The organism is Fictibacillus terranigra (genome assembly GCF_030412265.1).
Classification (GTDB): domain Bacteria; phylum Bacillota; class Bacilli; order Bacillales; family Fictibacillaceae; genus Fictibacillus_C; species Fictibacillus_C terrinigri.
In genome coordinates, this window is record NZ_JAUHLN010000002.1 from 150,275 (window position 1) to 166,345 (window position 16,071).

General features: G+C 37.8%; 15 protein-coding genes and 1 pseudogene. 7 read left to right on the forward strand and 9 right to left on the reverse strand.

Annotated elements, in window-relative coordinates; genetic code table 11:
• Positions 1-48 precede the first annotated feature (48 nt).
• Complete coding sequence (locus QYF49_RS08560; protein ID WP_290399211.1) at positions 49-1,395, reverse strand: sigma-54 interaction domain-containing protein; 1,347 nt, start codon at positions 1,393-1,395, stop codon at positions 49-51.
• Between the two features lie 223 nt (positions 1,396-1,618).
• Here QYF49_RS08560 and QYF49_RS08565 point away from each other — a divergent pair, with 223 nt between their 5' ends.
• From QYF49_RS08565 to QYF49_RS08580, 4 genes are all read left to right on the forward strand, one after another.
• Complete coding sequence (locus tag QYF49_RS08565; protein ID WP_290399212.1) at positions 1,619-3,046, forward strand: aldehyde dehydrogenase family protein; 1,428 nt, start codon at positions 1,619-1,621, stop codon at positions 3,044-3,046.
• 13 nt (positions 3,047-3,059) lie between these two features.
• On the forward strand, positions 3,060-3,908 hold the full coding sequence (ahlS, locus tag QYF49_RS08570; protein WP_290399213.1) for an AhlS family quorum-quenching N-acyl homoserine lactonase: 849 nt from the start codon (positions 3,060-3,062) through the stop codon (positions 3,906-3,908).
• A 13-nt stretch (positions 3,909-3,921) separates the two neighbouring features.
• Positions 3,922-5,109 carry an iron-containing alcohol dehydrogenase gene (locus tag QYF49_RS08575; protein WP_290399214.1) on the forward strand — a complete coding sequence of 396 codons (1,188 nt, stop codon included), beginning with the start codon at positions 3,922-3,924 and terminating at the stop codon, positions 5,107-5,109.
• 674 nt (positions 5,110-5,783) lie between these two features.
• Entirely contained in the window at positions 5,784-6,728 is a 945-nt protein-coding gene (locus QYF49_RS08580; RefSeq protein WP_290399215.1) for a tyrosine-type recombinase/integrase, read from the forward strand.
• A gap of 279 nt (positions 6,729-7,007) precedes the next feature.
• Here QYF49_RS08580 and QYF49_RS08585 read toward each other — a convergent pair whose 3' ends face one another.
• From QYF49_RS08585 to QYF49_RS08590, 3 genes are all read right to left on the reverse strand, one after another.
• Positions 7,008-7,265 (reverse strand): DUF697 domain-containing protein, encoded by a 258-nt coding sequence (locus QYF49_RS08585; protein WP_354005830.1) that lies wholly within the window; start codon positions 7,263-7,265, stop codon positions 7,008-7,010.
• Positions 7,244-7,597, reverse strand: coding sequence for a GTP-binding protein (locus QYF49_RS25730; RefSeq protein ID WP_354005817.1), 354 nt, complete (start codon positions 7,595-7,597; stop codon positions 7,244-7,246). The genes QYF49_RS08585 and QYF49_RS25730 overlap by 22 nt, the downstream gene beginning before the upstream one ends.
• A 78-nt stretch (positions 7,598-7,675) precedes the next feature.
• Positions 7,676-8,467, reverse strand: a complete 792-nt coding sequence (locus QYF49_RS08590; protein ID WP_290399216.1) for a hypothetical protein — start codon at positions 8,465-8,467, stop codon at positions 7,676-7,678.
• A gap of 694 nt (positions 8,468-9,161) precedes the next feature.
• Here QYF49_RS08590 and QYF49_RS08595 point away from each other — a divergent pair.
• Positions 9,162-9,464 carry a hypothetical protein gene (locus QYF49_RS08595; protein ID WP_290399217.1) on the forward strand — a complete coding sequence of 101 codons (303 nt, stop codon included), beginning with the start codon at positions 9,162-9,164 and terminating at the stop codon, positions 9,462-9,464.
• A gap of 122 nt (positions 9,465-9,586) precedes the next feature.
• Here QYF49_RS08595 and QYF49_RS08600 read toward each other — a convergent pair whose 3' ends face one another.
• Together QYF49_RS08600 and QYF49_RS08605 are read right to left on the reverse strand one after the other, a co-directional pair.
• The gene (locus QYF49_RS08600; RefSeq protein ID WP_290399218.1) at positions 9,587-9,991 is read right to left on the reverse strand and encodes a hypothetical protein; all 405 of its coding nucleotides are present in this window, start codon (positions 9,989-9,991) and stop codon (positions 9,587-9,589) included.
• Positions 9,992-10,876: 885 nt separating this feature from the next.
• Positions 10,877-11,437 carry a sugar O-acetyltransferase gene (locus QYF49_RS08605; RefSeq protein WP_290399219.1) on the reverse strand — a complete coding sequence of 187 codons (561 nt, stop codon included), beginning with the start codon at positions 11,435-11,437 and terminating at the stop codon, positions 10,877-10,879.
• A 647-nt stretch (positions 11,438-12,084) separates the two neighbouring features.
• Between QYF49_RS08605 and QYF49_RS08610 the strand changes: the two genes are divergently transcribed.
• Positions 12,085-12,306: a DUF3006 domain-containing protein gene (locus QYF49_RS08610; RefSeq protein ID WP_290399220.1), complete on the forward strand. Its 222-nt coding sequence runs from the start codon at positions 12,085-12,087 to the stop codon at positions 12,304-12,306.
• 119 nt (positions 12,307-12,425) lie between these two features.
• Here the strand turns inward: QYF49_RS08610 and QYF49_RS08615 are convergent, their stop codons facing one another.
• The 3 genes from QYF49_RS08615 to QYF49_RS08625 all read right to left on the reverse strand — a co-directional run bounded on the left by QYF49_RS08615 (position 12,426) and on the right by QYF49_RS08625 (position 14,236).
• On the reverse strand, positions 12,426-12,926 hold the full coding sequence (locus QYF49_RS08615) for a GNAT family N-acetyltransferase (RefSeq protein WP_290399221.1): 501 nt from the start codon (positions 12,924-12,926) through the stop codon (positions 12,426-12,428).
• Positions 12,927-13,094: 168 nt separating this feature from the next.
• Positions 13,095-13,637, reverse strand: coding sequence for a GNAT family N-acetyltransferase (locus QYF49_RS08620; protein ID WP_265407428.1), 543 nt, complete (start codon positions 13,635-13,637; stop codon positions 13,095-13,097).
• Between the two features lie 128 nt (positions 13,638-13,765).
• Positions 13,766-14,236: a tetratricopeptide repeat protein gene (locus tag QYF49_RS08625; protein ID WP_290400402.1), complete on the reverse strand. Its 471-nt coding sequence runs from the start codon at positions 14,234-14,236 to the stop codon at positions 13,766-13,768.
• Between the two features lie 503 nt (positions 14,237-14,739).
• Between QYF49_RS08625 and QYF49_RS08630 the strand changes: the two are divergent.
• Positions 14,740-15,994, forward strand: a pseudogene (locus tag QYF49_RS08630) (Y-family DNA polymerase).
• Positions 15,995-16,071: the final 77 nt, after the last annotated feature.

Below are 16,071 nucleotides of genomic sequence, written 5' to 3' on the forward strand. Positions count from 1 at the left end.
AGGATTATTAATATAAAAGTCTTTAACGTGATTAAACTGGGCCATACATCAGTGGTTGTGCATATGGAATTTTTTAATTTTCTTCACAAGGGTTGAATGGTCTACTCCTAAATAGGCCGCAGCTTTCCTAATAGAGGGCTTCCTCTGTAGTGCATCTTCAATCAATCTTTTTTCAAAGAGTTTGACCCGCTGTTTCAAAGGAAGAATGGATTCAGGATGATTCTGAATCCTGAAGTGAGGCGGGAGGTCAACTGGTTCAATCGTAAGGGAAGGAACCGAAACAATCATGCTTTCCACTAAATTTCTTAATTCTCTAACATTCCCTGGCCAATGATAATTTTCCAATATGTGCAGCGTATCTTGTGAGATATGCTTCTCCACATTATATAATTTACAGAAATGAGCAAAAAAGTGCTGCAGCAGGACATGGATGTCTTCTGGACGCTCACGCAAAGGCGGAACGTTCAATTCTACAACCTGCAAACGATAAAAAAGGTCTTCCCGGAATTTACCTACTCTAACCAATTCCTTTAAATTTTGATTGGTAGCCGAGATAATTCGAATGTCCAATTGCTTCGTTTTGGTGCCTCCAACTCGCTGGACTTGCTTCTCTTGGAGTACACGGAGCAATTTGACCTGCAGCGGTAGCGGCAGTTCACCTATTTCATCAAGAAGAACGGTCCCTTTATCTGCCAGTTCCAACAACCCGATTTTTCCTTCCCGGCGTGCTCCAGTGAACGCGCCCTCTACATGGCCAAACAACTCTGATTCTAACAATGGTTCAGGAATGGCCCCGCAGTTCACTTTAATAAAAGGCTTATCTTTCCGGTCACTTAATTGATGAAGTAAATCGGCGATGACTTCTTTTCCTGATCCGGAAGGGCCTAACAATAAAATACTTGTAGGGAAGGATGCCACCTGCTCTACTTTTTGAATAACTTCTTTCATTCGGACACTTTGGAAGATCACTTGTTCATCCGAGCCATCTGTCATAAACGTGTAACGGTTTTGGCTCATTTCTGAAAAACTTTTCGCCTTTGTTAACTCTTTAGTCATCCTATTTAATTGAGTAATATCGCGGACACTCGTCACCACCATCTGAATCTCACCAGATTCATTGAATACGGGATTTCCGGTGACGATGACATCTTTTTGTTGTTGCCCGATTTTCTGCAAAATGGAAATCCTCTTTTTGGCATCCAATACGAGTAGAGAGACAGACTGATCAAAATATCCTTTCTCCATTAATTCACTCATGTGCTTGCCAACTAGCTCCTCTCGTTGGAACCCAGTCATTTCCTCATAAGCCGAATTAACAAGCAATGTCTTGCCTTCTTTATTAACCACATAGATACCGTCGGTGGAAAATTCTAGTATCTTCTCTAATTTATCCATGATAAAAACCCTTCCTTGTACAAAATACGGTGAAAATCGTCACCGATGGTGAAAATCGTCACCGTCTATATTATATAACCATTCGTTCATAATACGGTTTTTGTGGTGAATTTTATCACCACATGATAATCAACAAAGCCGTGCCATCGTAATCAACACAGGCTTTTTTATTTTGGCATGGATCTTGCAAGCATATGAAGAAGTGAAAGGAGGGAAGTCCATTATGAATATCAAAGGTTTATTTATCAATGGAAAACCAGTAATCAAGCAAAGAACCTACGATCTCCGGTCTCCCTATCACGGAGGAACCATCGCCACAATTAGTATGGCGGATCAAGAAGATGTAAATCGGGCAATCGACGGGGCTCAGGCGGCTTTTGAAGTAATGAAAGAGATGCATGCCTATCAACGCTCTGAGATCTTGTTAAGGGTTGTGCGAATCTTTGAGGAAAGGAAGGAGGAGTTAGCTCGTGTGTTGGTACAGGAAGCCGGCAAACCTATTCGCAACGCACGGGGAGAAATCGATCGAACCATTGCCACCTACCAGCTTGCTGCAGAGGAGGCAAAAAGGATTTATGGGGAGACGATTCCGATGGATGCGGCCCCAGGCGGTGAAAATCGAATCGGGTTTACATGGAGAGAACCATTAGGCGTTGTGGTCGCCATTAGCCCTTTTAACTTTCCGTTTAATTTGGTCGCCCACAAATTGGGTCCGGCCATCGCTGCAGGAAACACGGTTGTTTTAAAACCTGCTGAACAAACCCCATTAAGTGCATATCTTACCGCTGAAATTTTTCAGCAGGCTGGACTTCCGGATGGAGCTGTTCAGGTAGTTTCAGGTAGCGGCAGAGAACTCAGTGATGCTTTAATCCTGGATCCAAGAGTCAAAAAGATAACTTTCACAGGCAGTTCTCAAGTAGGTAAAGCAATTAAAGCAAAAGCGGGATTAAGAAAAGTAACATTGGAACTTGGTTCAAATTCCGGGTTAATTGTCGAACCGGATGTACCTTTGGAAAAAGTGATTCAGAGATGTGTGGAAGGGGCATTTTCCTTTGCTGGCCAAGTTTGTATTTCACTGCAGCGCATTTATGTCCACGAATCGATTTATGAGGATTTTAGTAAGCGTTTTATAGAACGCACAAAACAATTAAAAGTCGGTGACCCGTCGGAAGAAACTACGGATATAAGTGCCATGATCACCCCCCGGGAGTTGGAGCGGATCGAATCGTGGGTAACTGAGGCCGTAAAGCAGGGTGCCAAAATTGGCATCGGTGGGGCAAGGAATGGAACTATTTTTCCACCAACCGTTTTGCTGAACGTCACACGAGATATGGCAGTTTCATGTCAGGAAACGTTTGCTCCCGTGGTGTCAATCGTGCCCTATAAAGAACAGGATGAAGCGATTAACATGGTGAACGATTCGGTGTATGGACTCAATGTGGGGATTTATACCCAAAACATTATGAACGCCTTGCATGCCGCACGTAAGTTGGAGTCGGGCGGCGTGATAATCAATGATATCCCAACCTTCAGGCTCGATCATATGCCTTATGGCGGTGTGAAAGAAAGCGGTTACGGCCGTGAAGGAATTAAATACGCGGTTGAAGAAATGACCGAATTAAAATTCGTTACAATGAAAACGACTTTTTAAGGGGGAGTAATTCATGACAAACATTATAAAGCCTAATCCTAAACTTTATGTACTGGATAACGGTCGGATGAAGATGGATAAAAATTGGATGATCGCCATGCATAACCCGGCAACCATTGACAAACCAAATGTGCAAACCGAATTTGTTGAGTTCCCCGTTTATACCGTTCTCATTGATCATCCAGAGGGTAAAATCCTTTTTGATACCGCTTGCAACCCCAATTCAATGGGTCCTGATGGCCGGTGGGGACAAGCAACTCAAGCCATGTTTCCGATTTCCATGGGGGAAGAATGCTACCTTCATAACCGTTTGGAACAGCTGAATGTACGGCCGGAAGATATAAAGTATGTAGTCGCTTCCCACCTTCATTTAGACCATGCGGGTTGTTTGGAACTATTTACGAATGCAACGATTATCGTTCATGAAGACGAGTTGAACGGTACACTCCAATCCTACGCACGCAATCAAAAGGAAGGGGCATATATTTGGGTTGATATTGATGCTTGGATCAAAAATAATCTTCAGTGGCGAACAGTAAAACGGGGTGATGACAATCTCCAATTGGCAGAAGGCATTAAGATTTTAAATTTTGGAAGTGGCCATGCCTGGGGCATGATTGGACTTCACATCGATATGCCGGAATTGGGCGGAATCATCCTTGCTTCAGATGCGGTCTATACGTCGGAAAGCTTTGGTCCACCGATCAAGCCGCCCGGCATCATCTACGATTCACTGGGCTATGCAAACGCGGTTGAAAAAATACGCAGAATAGCTCAGGAAACAAACTCTCAGGTCTGGTTTGGGCATGATCCTAATCAATTTAAAGAATTTCGCAAATCCACTGAAGGCTATTATGAGTAAGGGGGAATCTTAAATGAGTTTTGATAAGTTAGTTTTTGCCCCATTAAGTTATACCGGATGGGGTGCTTTGGAACAACTATTGCCCGAAGTCGAAAAATACGCGCCTAAGAAAATACTGGTGGTAACGGATCCCACGCTTGAAAAAATAGGGTTAGTCGAGCGGGTGACTACTCCCCTAAAAAAGGGGGGGTATCATGTTACGATATATACGGATGTGGTACCTGAACCACCTATAGAAACAGGTGAGAAGCTAGTTTCCTTTGCTCGAACAGGCCAATTTGAAATGGTGGTTGGCCTCGGTGGAGGTAGTGCATTGGATTTAGCGAAATTAGCAGCCGTTCTGGCGGAGCATGAAGGATCAGTAGCCGACTATTTAAACCTCACCGGAACAAAGAAAGTGGAAAAGAAAGGATTGCCAAAAATCCTTATCCCGACAACTTCTGGTACGGGTTCGGAAGTGACAAATATATCCGTCTTGTCCTTAAAATCAACAAAAGACGTCGTTACCCACGATTATCTTTTAGCAGATGCAGCCATTTTGGATCCTGAATTAACGGTTTCTGTTCCAGCGAAAGTCACAGCAGCCACAGGAATTGATGCATTAACCCATGCGGTGGAAGCCTATATTTCGGTTAATGCAAGCCCAGTGACCGATGGTTTAGCCCTTCAAGCCATTCGTCTCATTGGCCGTTCATTACGAAAGGCCGTCCATAATGGCAATGATAAAAAGGCCCGGATCGATATGAGTAATGGGAGCTTTATCGCAGGACTAGCGTTCTTTAATGCAGGGGTGGCGGGAGTTCATGCGTTAGCCTATCCATTAGGCGGTCAATTCCATATTTCCCATGGTGAATCAAACGCCGTATTGCTGCCTTATGTCATGGGTTATATCCGAAAAAGCTGCACGGCAAAAATGGCGGATATTTTAAACGCGCTAGGGGGCAACTCCAGCTATTTATCTGAGGAAGACGCTTCTTACAAGTGCGTTGAGGAACTGGAGAGGCTTGTAAAAGATGTTGGAATTCCGTCAACTTTAGCAGAGTTTGATATACCTGAATCCGCTTTGGAACGCCTCACTCAAGACGGAGTCCAGCAAAGGCGGATACTGGCCAGAAGCCCTTACCCATTATTGGAGGATGACATTAGGAACATTTATCAATCTGCTTTTAACGGTGTTGTCACTGAGCCAACGAGGCGGTAAATGAATTCTATTCCACATCAAAAGCCACTGTATGCATAAAAAACTCCTTGAGGACACTCTCCTCAAGGAGTTTTTTATTGCTATTCCAAATCTCAGGGCGGGATCTCCTAATTCATCATCCCTTTTTCCAATTATGTCAAATGGTGAATGATCGAAGGGGGATTAAAAATCCATGTATAACGTAATTGTAAATCGCAATGCATAATTGATACTGGAGATTGCTCTAGCACGAACTAAAGGGTTCATTTAAATGCCCTGAATAAAAATTTGCTGCATTAAAAGGACTTGAATCTTTTTTTAATAATTCAATCTGAGAATAATAACTTCTATTAATAATATGCGTGTGGGATCTGAAACATTTTCGAGATCAGATTTTTGTTTCAATTTTTATGTTGTCTCAATATCATCAGTAAACTTAACATTTGAAACAAATTTCATTCGCTCTCGCATAGCTTCCTAGAATATATATTATGTTAACTAAGAAAAAACGTAAACGTACCATAACTTCAATCCCTCACGTTCCGATAATATCTTATATTAGGAACTTCCTCCCTCTAAGTTTACGATAAAAACGTGTATCGACCTGATAACTGTTGGAACCGTTCCATAATTCTCAGGGTCGTCCCATAATTTATGGGTACGTCCTTATAATAAAATTTTACGGAGGTCGTTACATGGATTTAAAACAAGCAACTGATGATTTTTTAATGTATTTACAGGTAGAAAAAAATTACTCCAAAAATACGCTTAAAAGCTATGCCTTTGATTTAAAGTTATATGCTTCATTTTTGACCAAACACGATCGCTCGCTGAATTTAGATGATTTAACAGCAGCTACAACCCGTAGATTCATTCAGGAGCAAGTGTTGGAATACCAAATCAAGCCCAGAACATTACAACGCCGTATATCCGCCTTAAAGTCGTTTTGCGTCTATTGTATAAAAGAAAATTATCTAAAGCACAATTTTATGCTGGGCGTTCAGGCTCCTAAATCAGATAAAAAATTACCAGTATATATGACACTCCAAGAACTACTAAAATTATTTACGTATTTAGAAAACTCTACGGATCGGTTTGCTACACGCAATCATGTAATGTTTAAATTACTTGCGACAACTGGGATGAGACGACAGGAATTAGTGGATTTAACATGGGAGCAAATCGATATGTATAACCAAACGATTCGTATCTTTGGGAAAGGAAAAAAGGAGCGTCTCCTCCCTCTTCATCCCATTCTTATCCCTTTACTAAAGGAATATATTGAACAGCAAGAACACTATCAGCTGTATCCAACTGAACCCGTATTTTTAAATAAAAATAAAATGAAGATGGATCCTAGAGGTTTACACAAAGTTTTTAAAGATATCTTACCTAAAGCAGGATTGCCTCCTAAACGGTACTCTTTGCACCATTTACGCCATACGTTTGCAACTTTGCTTCTTCAAAATAAAAATAATAAAGTGGATATACGAATCTTACAAGAATTATTAGGTCATGAAAGTTTATCCACCACAGCAATGTATACCCATGTGAATTTAGAGCAAAAAAAAGCATGCAATTCATTCATTTATGCAGTAATGAAAAAACGCTTAGGAATCTTTCCTAAGCGTTTAATTTAATTTTGGGTTTTTTTAATCTAACACTACCCGATAATTGAAGAACAACAGTTACACAACAAATAACACCGCAAGCTCATCAACGGAAGGTTGATAATTAGATTGCCACTAAATTTTAATTATACTGCTCATTTTTTTTAAAGCTCCCATATATCGTCTTTAAAGTATCAGTATCCAGTTCTATGTTATTTTCATAAGCGTATTTAATTGCATACCCTAACGCTAAAGTCATTCCTCCAGCTACGCTTGCTCCCGCAATGGAACCTGCTCCAGGAACAAACTTTACAACTTGCCTAAATAGACTTTTTCCAACATTTCAGTTAAAGATGCTATGGTTAATTCCTTTGTCCTGTCCTTTGTAATTGGCTTTTCATAAAGTGTAGCCAACCTTACTAATAATCCAACTTGAATACCTGTAATGGGGAAAATATCTGATCCAGGAATTGGCGAAGCTCCAACTACGACGGAAGAACTTGCGGCTGCTAATATCCATTTATTTGCGGTTGAAGATTTTTCTTTTATAAACTTCGCGAATAGAATATCTTTTTTTTCTTTTTTACAGTATCAAGGATTATACTCCTCAAGGTATCTATATTTTCTCCAGTTTTCGATGATATGGGTACTACTTTAAAGTTATTTTTCGTATTGTCTTCTATATACTTAACAAGATATGGAATGTTTTCCGCGGCATCTATTTTGTTTAGAACAAATATAATATTTTCATTCACTTTACTAAGTTTTTCGAAATTCTTTCTTTCCCCGTCAGATAATACTGTTCCCGCAGCATTCAAAAAGAAAAGAATTATATCTGCTTCAGTGTAAAATTTCATGGTTTCTTGGGAATTTTGATGTTTTATGCAATATAATCCCATGTGTAATTATTAAAATTACCTACGTCGTTGAAAGACTTGCCGCAGTCACGATATAAATATAAAGAAAAAAGTTTATTATTATTGCTTCCACAGTTCTTCTGTCTTAATCACTTTATAATCTGAATTTCGAATCGTATATCTCATGGTAGGATGATTGGGATAGCCTGCGTTTCCATCAAAGAAGGTGATCACTGTGGTTCTATCATTTTTAACAAATTGATTGTAGCTTCCCCCAGCCCCGCCGATATTCGTCCAGTGTAACGTTATCGTATGATCTGAAGTTCCTTCCTTTACCAAATCCCACAAATCCCTTCGGTAATTATCCCATATCATTTCTTTAGAAATCTCATTATTCGTATTCTTATAGGTGTTTTCATAAAAATCAATAGCTTCGTCCATACTTCCCCAGGCATTTTTTTGGAAGGCAAATTCGATAATCTGTCCTTTTGGAACTGTACCATTAGCCAAATATTTGTTATAAGCTTCCCCCTCAACAGTTAAACCTTCAAAATTACTGTTCCCGTTTCTTTTCAATAACAAAGCATGTTGCCGCTTGACTTTGCTATTTTTTATCGTTACCACAGTATACCCATGAGGATCTTTATTTTTAGCGATTACATAAGAAAAATGGTACATGTAATTGACAATTAATCGTCCGTTGCTAAAGTACCAAGTGCTATTTACACCATCCTGTTTTCCCGTTGCCAGCCAAACACCAGTGATATTCCCACCAGCGTGTGATACTTCTGAAGATGTAGAACTTTTAAAAGGTGATTTCTTTACCGCTGGTTTAGTTTTTTGTTCCGAACTGCTACATCCAGAAAGAACTACCCCAAGAACGACTACCCAAACAACTATTATCTTATTCATTTATTACTCCCCTTTTTATATAGAAGCTTTATTTAATTTTCTATAAAAACTCTTATTGACGTGCCATAAGACATGACAATACTCGGAATTAAAAACCAAGAGTAGTTTTTTTTCACTTTACTCCCCCGCACATTTTAGTTATTCCGATCATATCAATAAATGTAATATATCAGGAATGTTATTCGCGAAAAGTCTCAATAAGAGTAGGTTTTGTATTAAAAAAAACGAGAAGCTACGAATTAATTTCGATACGAACAACCACATCAATATTAAAGGGTTCCGTTCCGTTACACAGGCAAAATTGTTCATTGCACAAGCGGCCCACGTACCGAGAAATCATCGTAGATTCCTACCTACTGGCCGAGAAAGAAAAATCGATGTATTCGGTTTTTTAATTGTTTGGACTAGCAGGTATTAAAATGCCTATACTTCTGCTTGTCTTTAAGTGGACATCAATAATGCCACAATCGGTCGGGAGATAGGGAAGTGATATATTTTACCGTAAAAAGGAAGAAAAACAGGACCTAGTACACAAAAAACATAAAAAAACATTGGTACTTCCGCTCTTTTGGTTAAACTAACCTGCCCTTTTGGTCGATAAGAAAATCTTTTAAATGATGTCACTTTTTGTATTTTGAAAATTAAAGTGGTAAGGTGATTGGTATGGTAAAGTAAGGGAAAAGGAGTTGATTCTATGCCAAGCAAAATTGTTAGGTTCTCCCTTATAAAAGAAAATATATCATTTACTGAAAAACAAAAAGATGATATCAAGTCAGTGATCCAAACCTATAACTGGGATAATTTTAAGGATTTAATCTCTGTTGAGTTTTATGATATAGGAAACGATTATTTTGAGATTAAAGTTCAGGACACTGGACACGCTTGGTTTAGTAATTTCTCTCAAGTAGTTTGCAATAAAGCAATACTCGTAGGATTACGAGTAATAAAGCATGATAATTATAGGCTATTTGATGCAAAAGAACAGGTAATAAAATAAATTAAAAACCAGTAAGTAGACGAACTCATCAGTTCGTCTTTTTTGTTTCTAATTTAACTAACGGCGTTCGTTAGTAGAATAAGGTAATTGGTAATAAAAGAAATGATCCTAAAGCATGCAACCTATTTGGATTTTTGCCAATGTTGTTTAATAAGATTAATTAGCTTCGTTATTTCTTCTTTGGAATGAATTTTTATATCTGGTTGAGGATCCATAGAATTTCCTATATCAAATTGATTGGTTGCAAGAATTTCTCTAGATAAATGTGAAAATATTACAATATGTATGTGATCATGTTTTCGCCGAGGTGCAGCACTTAACAATCTTCTCCTTTTTTTAGCGTTGTAGTAATAAACCATTACACCGTACTCTCTCCCCTTATCTGGTACAGGACTTTCACCAATTAGCTCAACCAATCCAGCACTAGATAATTCATACTCCAAACTCTCCATTAAAACTTCTGAATTACTTGTAGCTTGGTAGATTTTTTTTGTTTGAGAATCATTCCATGTGGTGTTATAAATCAACGATTTTCCACGCCCTTTATTAGTTAATCTCAATATTTTATGGTAGCTTTCCTAATCATCCAATTGTAAAAAGAACCATCATACCAACGCTTCCTAACGTTTTGTTTTTAAACTTTCTTGCTTCATCGATACAGCTTCTATATCTGTTGTAAAATAATATGTCACCCCATTATGAACTATATGGTTTGTCAAACCATATTCCATTGTTTATAGCCGACCAGTTATAGCGTAGTTGTTTTGTATTTGTTTTCAACCACCTTGCAGCAGCTTGGATACTGGGACATTCTTTTGCTAAATATTGTCCGTGGTATATTCACTGGAATTTCATTGCCGTTTTTAATTTTTGGTCTAATTCTCTCCATTTAATTGTCTCCTGTCTAAGAAATGACTTGAATTTTTTTGTTTTAACAGCTTCTACCTTAGTGGAGCACGGTAGCCAGCCTCTTCTGCTTCTTCTGTTGAACAAAACTATACTACAACGCGTGGTTTTACTGTAATAAGTGCTTTTTGGCACATGGTATATCCCATCCTCCCTAATCTACCAATAATAGTTAATTAAGGGAATCTTTTTTATTATTTATGTATAGAAAATTTTCAATAAATGGGTTAGAATTACATTTGGATTTACATACACATGAGAGGAAGAATGAATTGAATAAAACAAAGAGACAATTGGTTAGTTTTATTCCCTCTTATATAAACACCCTTCCGCTAACATACTACAATGGTTATCCCTCCCCGTTGACTGAATGTTCAGACTAGTCTTTTTATATTTCCTAACCCTTTTTCCTCTAGGCTCTTCTCGCAAAGTTTGTTCCTATAAAAGACATCTAGTTAGATGCCTTTGTTCAACTAAAGCACCCCTTAGTTCAATGAGAAAATAGCTTATATTTCAATCTGTTTAATTACTTTGGCTGGATTGCCGCCCACTACAACATTATCTGGTACATCCTTAGTAACGACCGCACCTGATGCAATTACAACATTGTCCCCTACTGTTACTCCTAGGTTAATTACTGCACTTCCGCCAATCCATACATTATTTCCAAAGGTAATCGGTTTTGCGTATTCATTACCAGAATTGCGTTCAGTTGGGTTAATTGGATGTGTTGCAGTATAGATTTGTACACCAGGTGCAAGCATACAATTATCACCAAATCGCACTTCACAAATATCTAAGATGGTACAGTCGAAGTTTGCAAAAAAGTTTTCACCAACGTGTGTATTATAGCCATAGTCAAAACGTATATTTGGTTCCATATATACATTTTCTCCAGTGGAACCGAGTAATTCCTTTAATAACTTTGAACGTTTTTCTACTTCAGTTTCTAATGTTTGATTATAAATTCTAACTTTTCGTCTCGCTTCCTCACGTTCCTTTAATAATAATGGGTCAGCAGGGTTGTACATTTCCCCAGCTAACATCTTCTCTTTTTCTGTTCTCATAAATACTTCTCCTTACTAAATTTATATATTCAATTATATCAGTTAGCTTGTTGATGTAACCTGCCCTTTAGTTGCATAAGAATAGGAGCTGCTGATCAGCTCCTGGTAATGAAGTAAAGCACTCGTTAGTTTAAGTACGTTTTTTCACAAACATATATCATAGCACTTAGCACACCAAAAATTATTTCTGTAACATTATAAAAATAGCACCAACAATTAGACCTACTCCTAAAAAAAATAAGAAAATTCTTCTTATAATAGTGGGGAAAATCTTATAAATAATCATTATAAATAGTTCACCAAAATCCGTTGGTATGCCAGGACCGAATTGTTTAATATCCTTTTTTTACCGAAAATAGACATCAATATAGTGAATATTCCCAGTAATATCATAAATAGCGAAAATAAGACTAACCCCATTTTTCGTTCTCATTCCCCTTCAATAAAAATAAATACCTTCACTTGCCTAAAGTTTATAATAGCTTTACTTTATCATACGACCCTAGATTATTTGTACTTATTTATTGAACTAACCTACCAGTTAGTTGTACAAGAAAAGCTACAATTATTGCTAAAACAGCCTAAAAAAAGAGAGGATTCTAACTTCAAGTGCACAGCACGTTATCTGTAAAAACGGAGAAAAGGTAATGAAGAAAATTAAGGGGATTATTGACCGCTTTGAAGGCGAGTATGCTGTCATCGAGATTGGCAATGAAACCGAAGATATTCTTAAATCATCACTTCGCAAACAGGCAAAGGTCGGTGACGTCATCTATTTTAAGGGTGATCAGATTGTCGTTGATAAAGAGGAAACAAAGAAATTGAGAAAAGAAATCGAAGACCTGATGGATGAGGTCTGGGATGATTAAAAAAACAGCAGCTATGGCAGCTGTTTTTTTATTTGCTTCTTCAACAAACGCAACCCGTTAGTTAAACAACAGAAGGTTTCTTAGTCAAGAACCGCTCCAATCATATTACGGGTATTAAATTACATATCATAAGGTTCAAGCTTCAAAATAAATTCTTCAACATCCTTGCCTCTTGCGTTGGAAAAACCCTTATCTTCAGAGATGATTTTAAACCCGCATTTTTCCAATACCCTGATGGAGGCGAGGTTATCTTTAGCGGCACGTGCATAGAGCGGGCGTACCTTAATATGCTCCAGAAACTCTGACAACGCTTTAGTTGCAATACCTTGACCCCAATATTCCGTCCCAATCCAGTAGCTTACTTCGGGTTCGCCGAACTGTTCAAAGTTCGAAACGTGCCCAGTGACAATGCCATTGAATAATATAGTCTTAATTGTGATGGTCTCGTCAGCGATAATTTTTGTCCAATGGTCAAAAAATGCATCCTTATCAGTGGGGTCTTTAGCTGTAAAGGCAGCCATATAGTTCGCCGTTGAATCTAGTTGTTGTTCGAAAAAGATAGGAAGATCTTCCTCTGTGATATCTCGTAGATTCACTTCGCTTTTGCTAATGGATTCCATATAATTCACAAGCTCCTTAACATATTTTTGAGTATAAATTCTTCCAAGTTTAGAGAAATTTCTTCTTCAACTATCCTGCCCCTTTAGCTTAATAAGAAATTCAACAAAAAAGTTGTTTATCTTCCTTGGATCAATACACCCATTAATATTTGAAGTGTTAAATAAATTTCAATGTGTTAATGAATGATAAATTGTATAGTCCACTTCACCAGAAATGTTTTTCAACCCATCTTTATACAACTCCATTGCCATTAAATTCTCCTTGGATGGCGGTAAGTTTTTCTTGGACGCATAAATACCGAACTCAGTTGATGTTTTAAATCCAAAGCGTCGATAATATCTAAAATCTCCTTCAACAATAATTCCTTTATATCCTCTTTCAGAAGCTAATTTAATACCTTCCTGCAACATAAACGTACCAACACCTTGTCGTTGCTTTTCAATTGCCACAGAGACGGGGGATAACATTAAAATTTCGTTTTCATATTTATTACTTATTGGAAGTTTTGAAAGTATAAAGTGTCCTATAATTTCCCTTTTCTCCTCAGCAACTAAATCTAATTGTGGGATGTAATATTGTTTTTCCCGAATCTCTCTTACAAGAGATTTTTCAACTACACCATCTGAATAGCTCGTATTCTTGAATATTTCATAAACAAAATCTTCGATAAAACTATTTTCTTCTTGTTTAACAGCTCTAATTATCATCATAATAGCCCCTCCATTACCCAAGAAAGTTCAACCTCATTTACTAAATTCTTTAACTAATCTGCCCTTTAAAGACAGCTCCGTTTTCTTCAACTAACGAACCCGTTACTTTAAGTACATCTTTTCACAAACTACTCCCAAATTTCATCTAATTTATTCGAGTAGAAATAACCTGAAATTTCATCGTCTGTTGTTGTATCTGTTAAGCATTTTAATAATAACTCCATCGCTTTACTATGTTCGTTCAAATTATATAAGGGCATCGAATAGAAGATTTGAATTGCTTTATTGTTTGGAAATGATTCAATTCCCTTTAGAAATGTACTTTTGGACTTTTCATATTCTCCTAATGTTCTATATGTACTCCCTAATCCCAATAAGGCTCCCTCCAGGTTCTTTGAAGACAACCCTAATTTAATTGCATTTTCGTAAAAGGGGACTGCTTTCGATTCTTCCCCTAATAAATCAAAACTCCATGCACATTGATAGTTTATCGATGCATCATCAGGAAACTCCTGTACCAGTTTCATAAGTAATTTGTTGGATTCTTTATGGTTTCCACCTTTCCGTAATTCAATTGCTTTGTATAGCTCTTTTTCCATCATCTTCAACCCCTATACTTTATCTGTTTATACCACTAAACTGTTTTACGTTAGTTTAAGAAAAAGTGCCACCTCCAGCCTTGAAAACTTAAATCTGTCGAAAGCCTTCTTTTTTCTGTCATATAACTTGTTCCATGTTTCCTCTGTTGGGTATTCCGCATAATCCAAATAATGTGAGCCATAGCCATTCCTCCAATTACAACATATTTCCATTATAAAATACTTCATCTTGGCAACGTATTTAAAAATAAATCCTTGTAAACAATGGTTTATTTCAAGAATAACAGAACCTCGAGTGTCCCTTTATCTATACCACTAGTCCTTTTAATTTTATCGATCGTTAATGGAATTCAACCAAATTTAACAATTCCCTCTTCGCCTAACCTTTCGTTAATTATGGCAGGAGATAGCAGCCTAAATTAATCTCCTTAAATTTACCAGTTCAACAAGAACGTATATTCGCATATAATAAAGAGAAACGTACGTTCGGGAGGGTGTTAATCATGGATTTCAAAAGAGAAAGCATATTATGTATTGATTTAAAGAGCTTTTATGCTTCATGTTCGTGTATAAAAAGAGGCTTAGATCCGTTAACCACCTACTTAGTTGTTGTTGGAGCTACCGATCGCCAAGGGAGTGTCGTTTTAGCGTCAACCCCCCTTTATGAAAAAAAAATATCGTATCAAAACAGGAAGCCGCTTGTTTGAGATACCCAAACATAAAGAGATCCACATCGTAAATGCGGAAATGAAGTATTACCTTGATATGTCTATGGAAGTAACCAAAATTCTCCATCGTTATGCAGCTAGAGAAGATATACACGTTTATTCCATTGATGAAGCCTTCATACGAGTAAATCCTGTTGAACGTATTTTTGGTGACAAATGGTCAATCGCAAGAAGGATAAAAAAGGAGATATTTGAAGAGTTAGGACTCACAGTAGCGATCGGAATCGGTGAGAACATGTTGCTCAGTAAACTATGTTTGGACCTCGATGCTAAAAAAACAACAGAAGGGATCGCCGAGTGGACATATGAATCAGTCCCTCAAAAATTATGGCCTGTTACCCCACTGTCTGAAATGTGGGGTATCGGTTCAAGACTACAAAATACATTAAACCGAATGGGTATCGTTAAAGTGGGTGACTTAGCCCACTACCCCTTAGAACTATTGGAAAAGAAGTTTGGAATCATGGGAAACCAGCTTTATTATCACGCTCACGGTATCGACCATAGTGATCTTGGTGCACCTATTATACTGGGCCAAATCAGTTTTGGAAAAAGCCAAATTCTATTGAGGGACTACACAGACAAAGAAGAAGTAAAGCATGTGATCTTAGAAATCTGCGAAGAAGTGGCCAGGCGAACAAGGTCTGCACACAAAGCGGGAAGAACGATTAGTTTAGGTATCGGTTACTCCAAAGATTCCTTCGGCGGCGGATTCCATTGAGCAAAAACAATCGATCATCCGACCAATATCACGATGGATGTCTATAAGGTTTGTCTTGAATTGTTTGAGAAGTTTTATAATGGCGACGTGGTGAGAAGTATAGATGTTAGGATTTCTAATGTTGTGGATGATTCCGAAATACAGTTATCGTTGTTTGATTTAGATAATCCTAAAAGAAATCGACTAGGTTATACGATGGATGAAATAAGAAGAAAACATGGTCCTGCATCTTTATTAAGAGCCGTCTCGTACACTCATGCAGGTACAGCTCTCCATAGAAGTAAGTTAATAGGTGGCCATAAAGGATAAAGAGCTTGGTGTTCGCCAAGCTCTTTTGACCCTTTTATTGAAAAAGTTTCGGGATTTTATGTTTTTAATTTCTTACC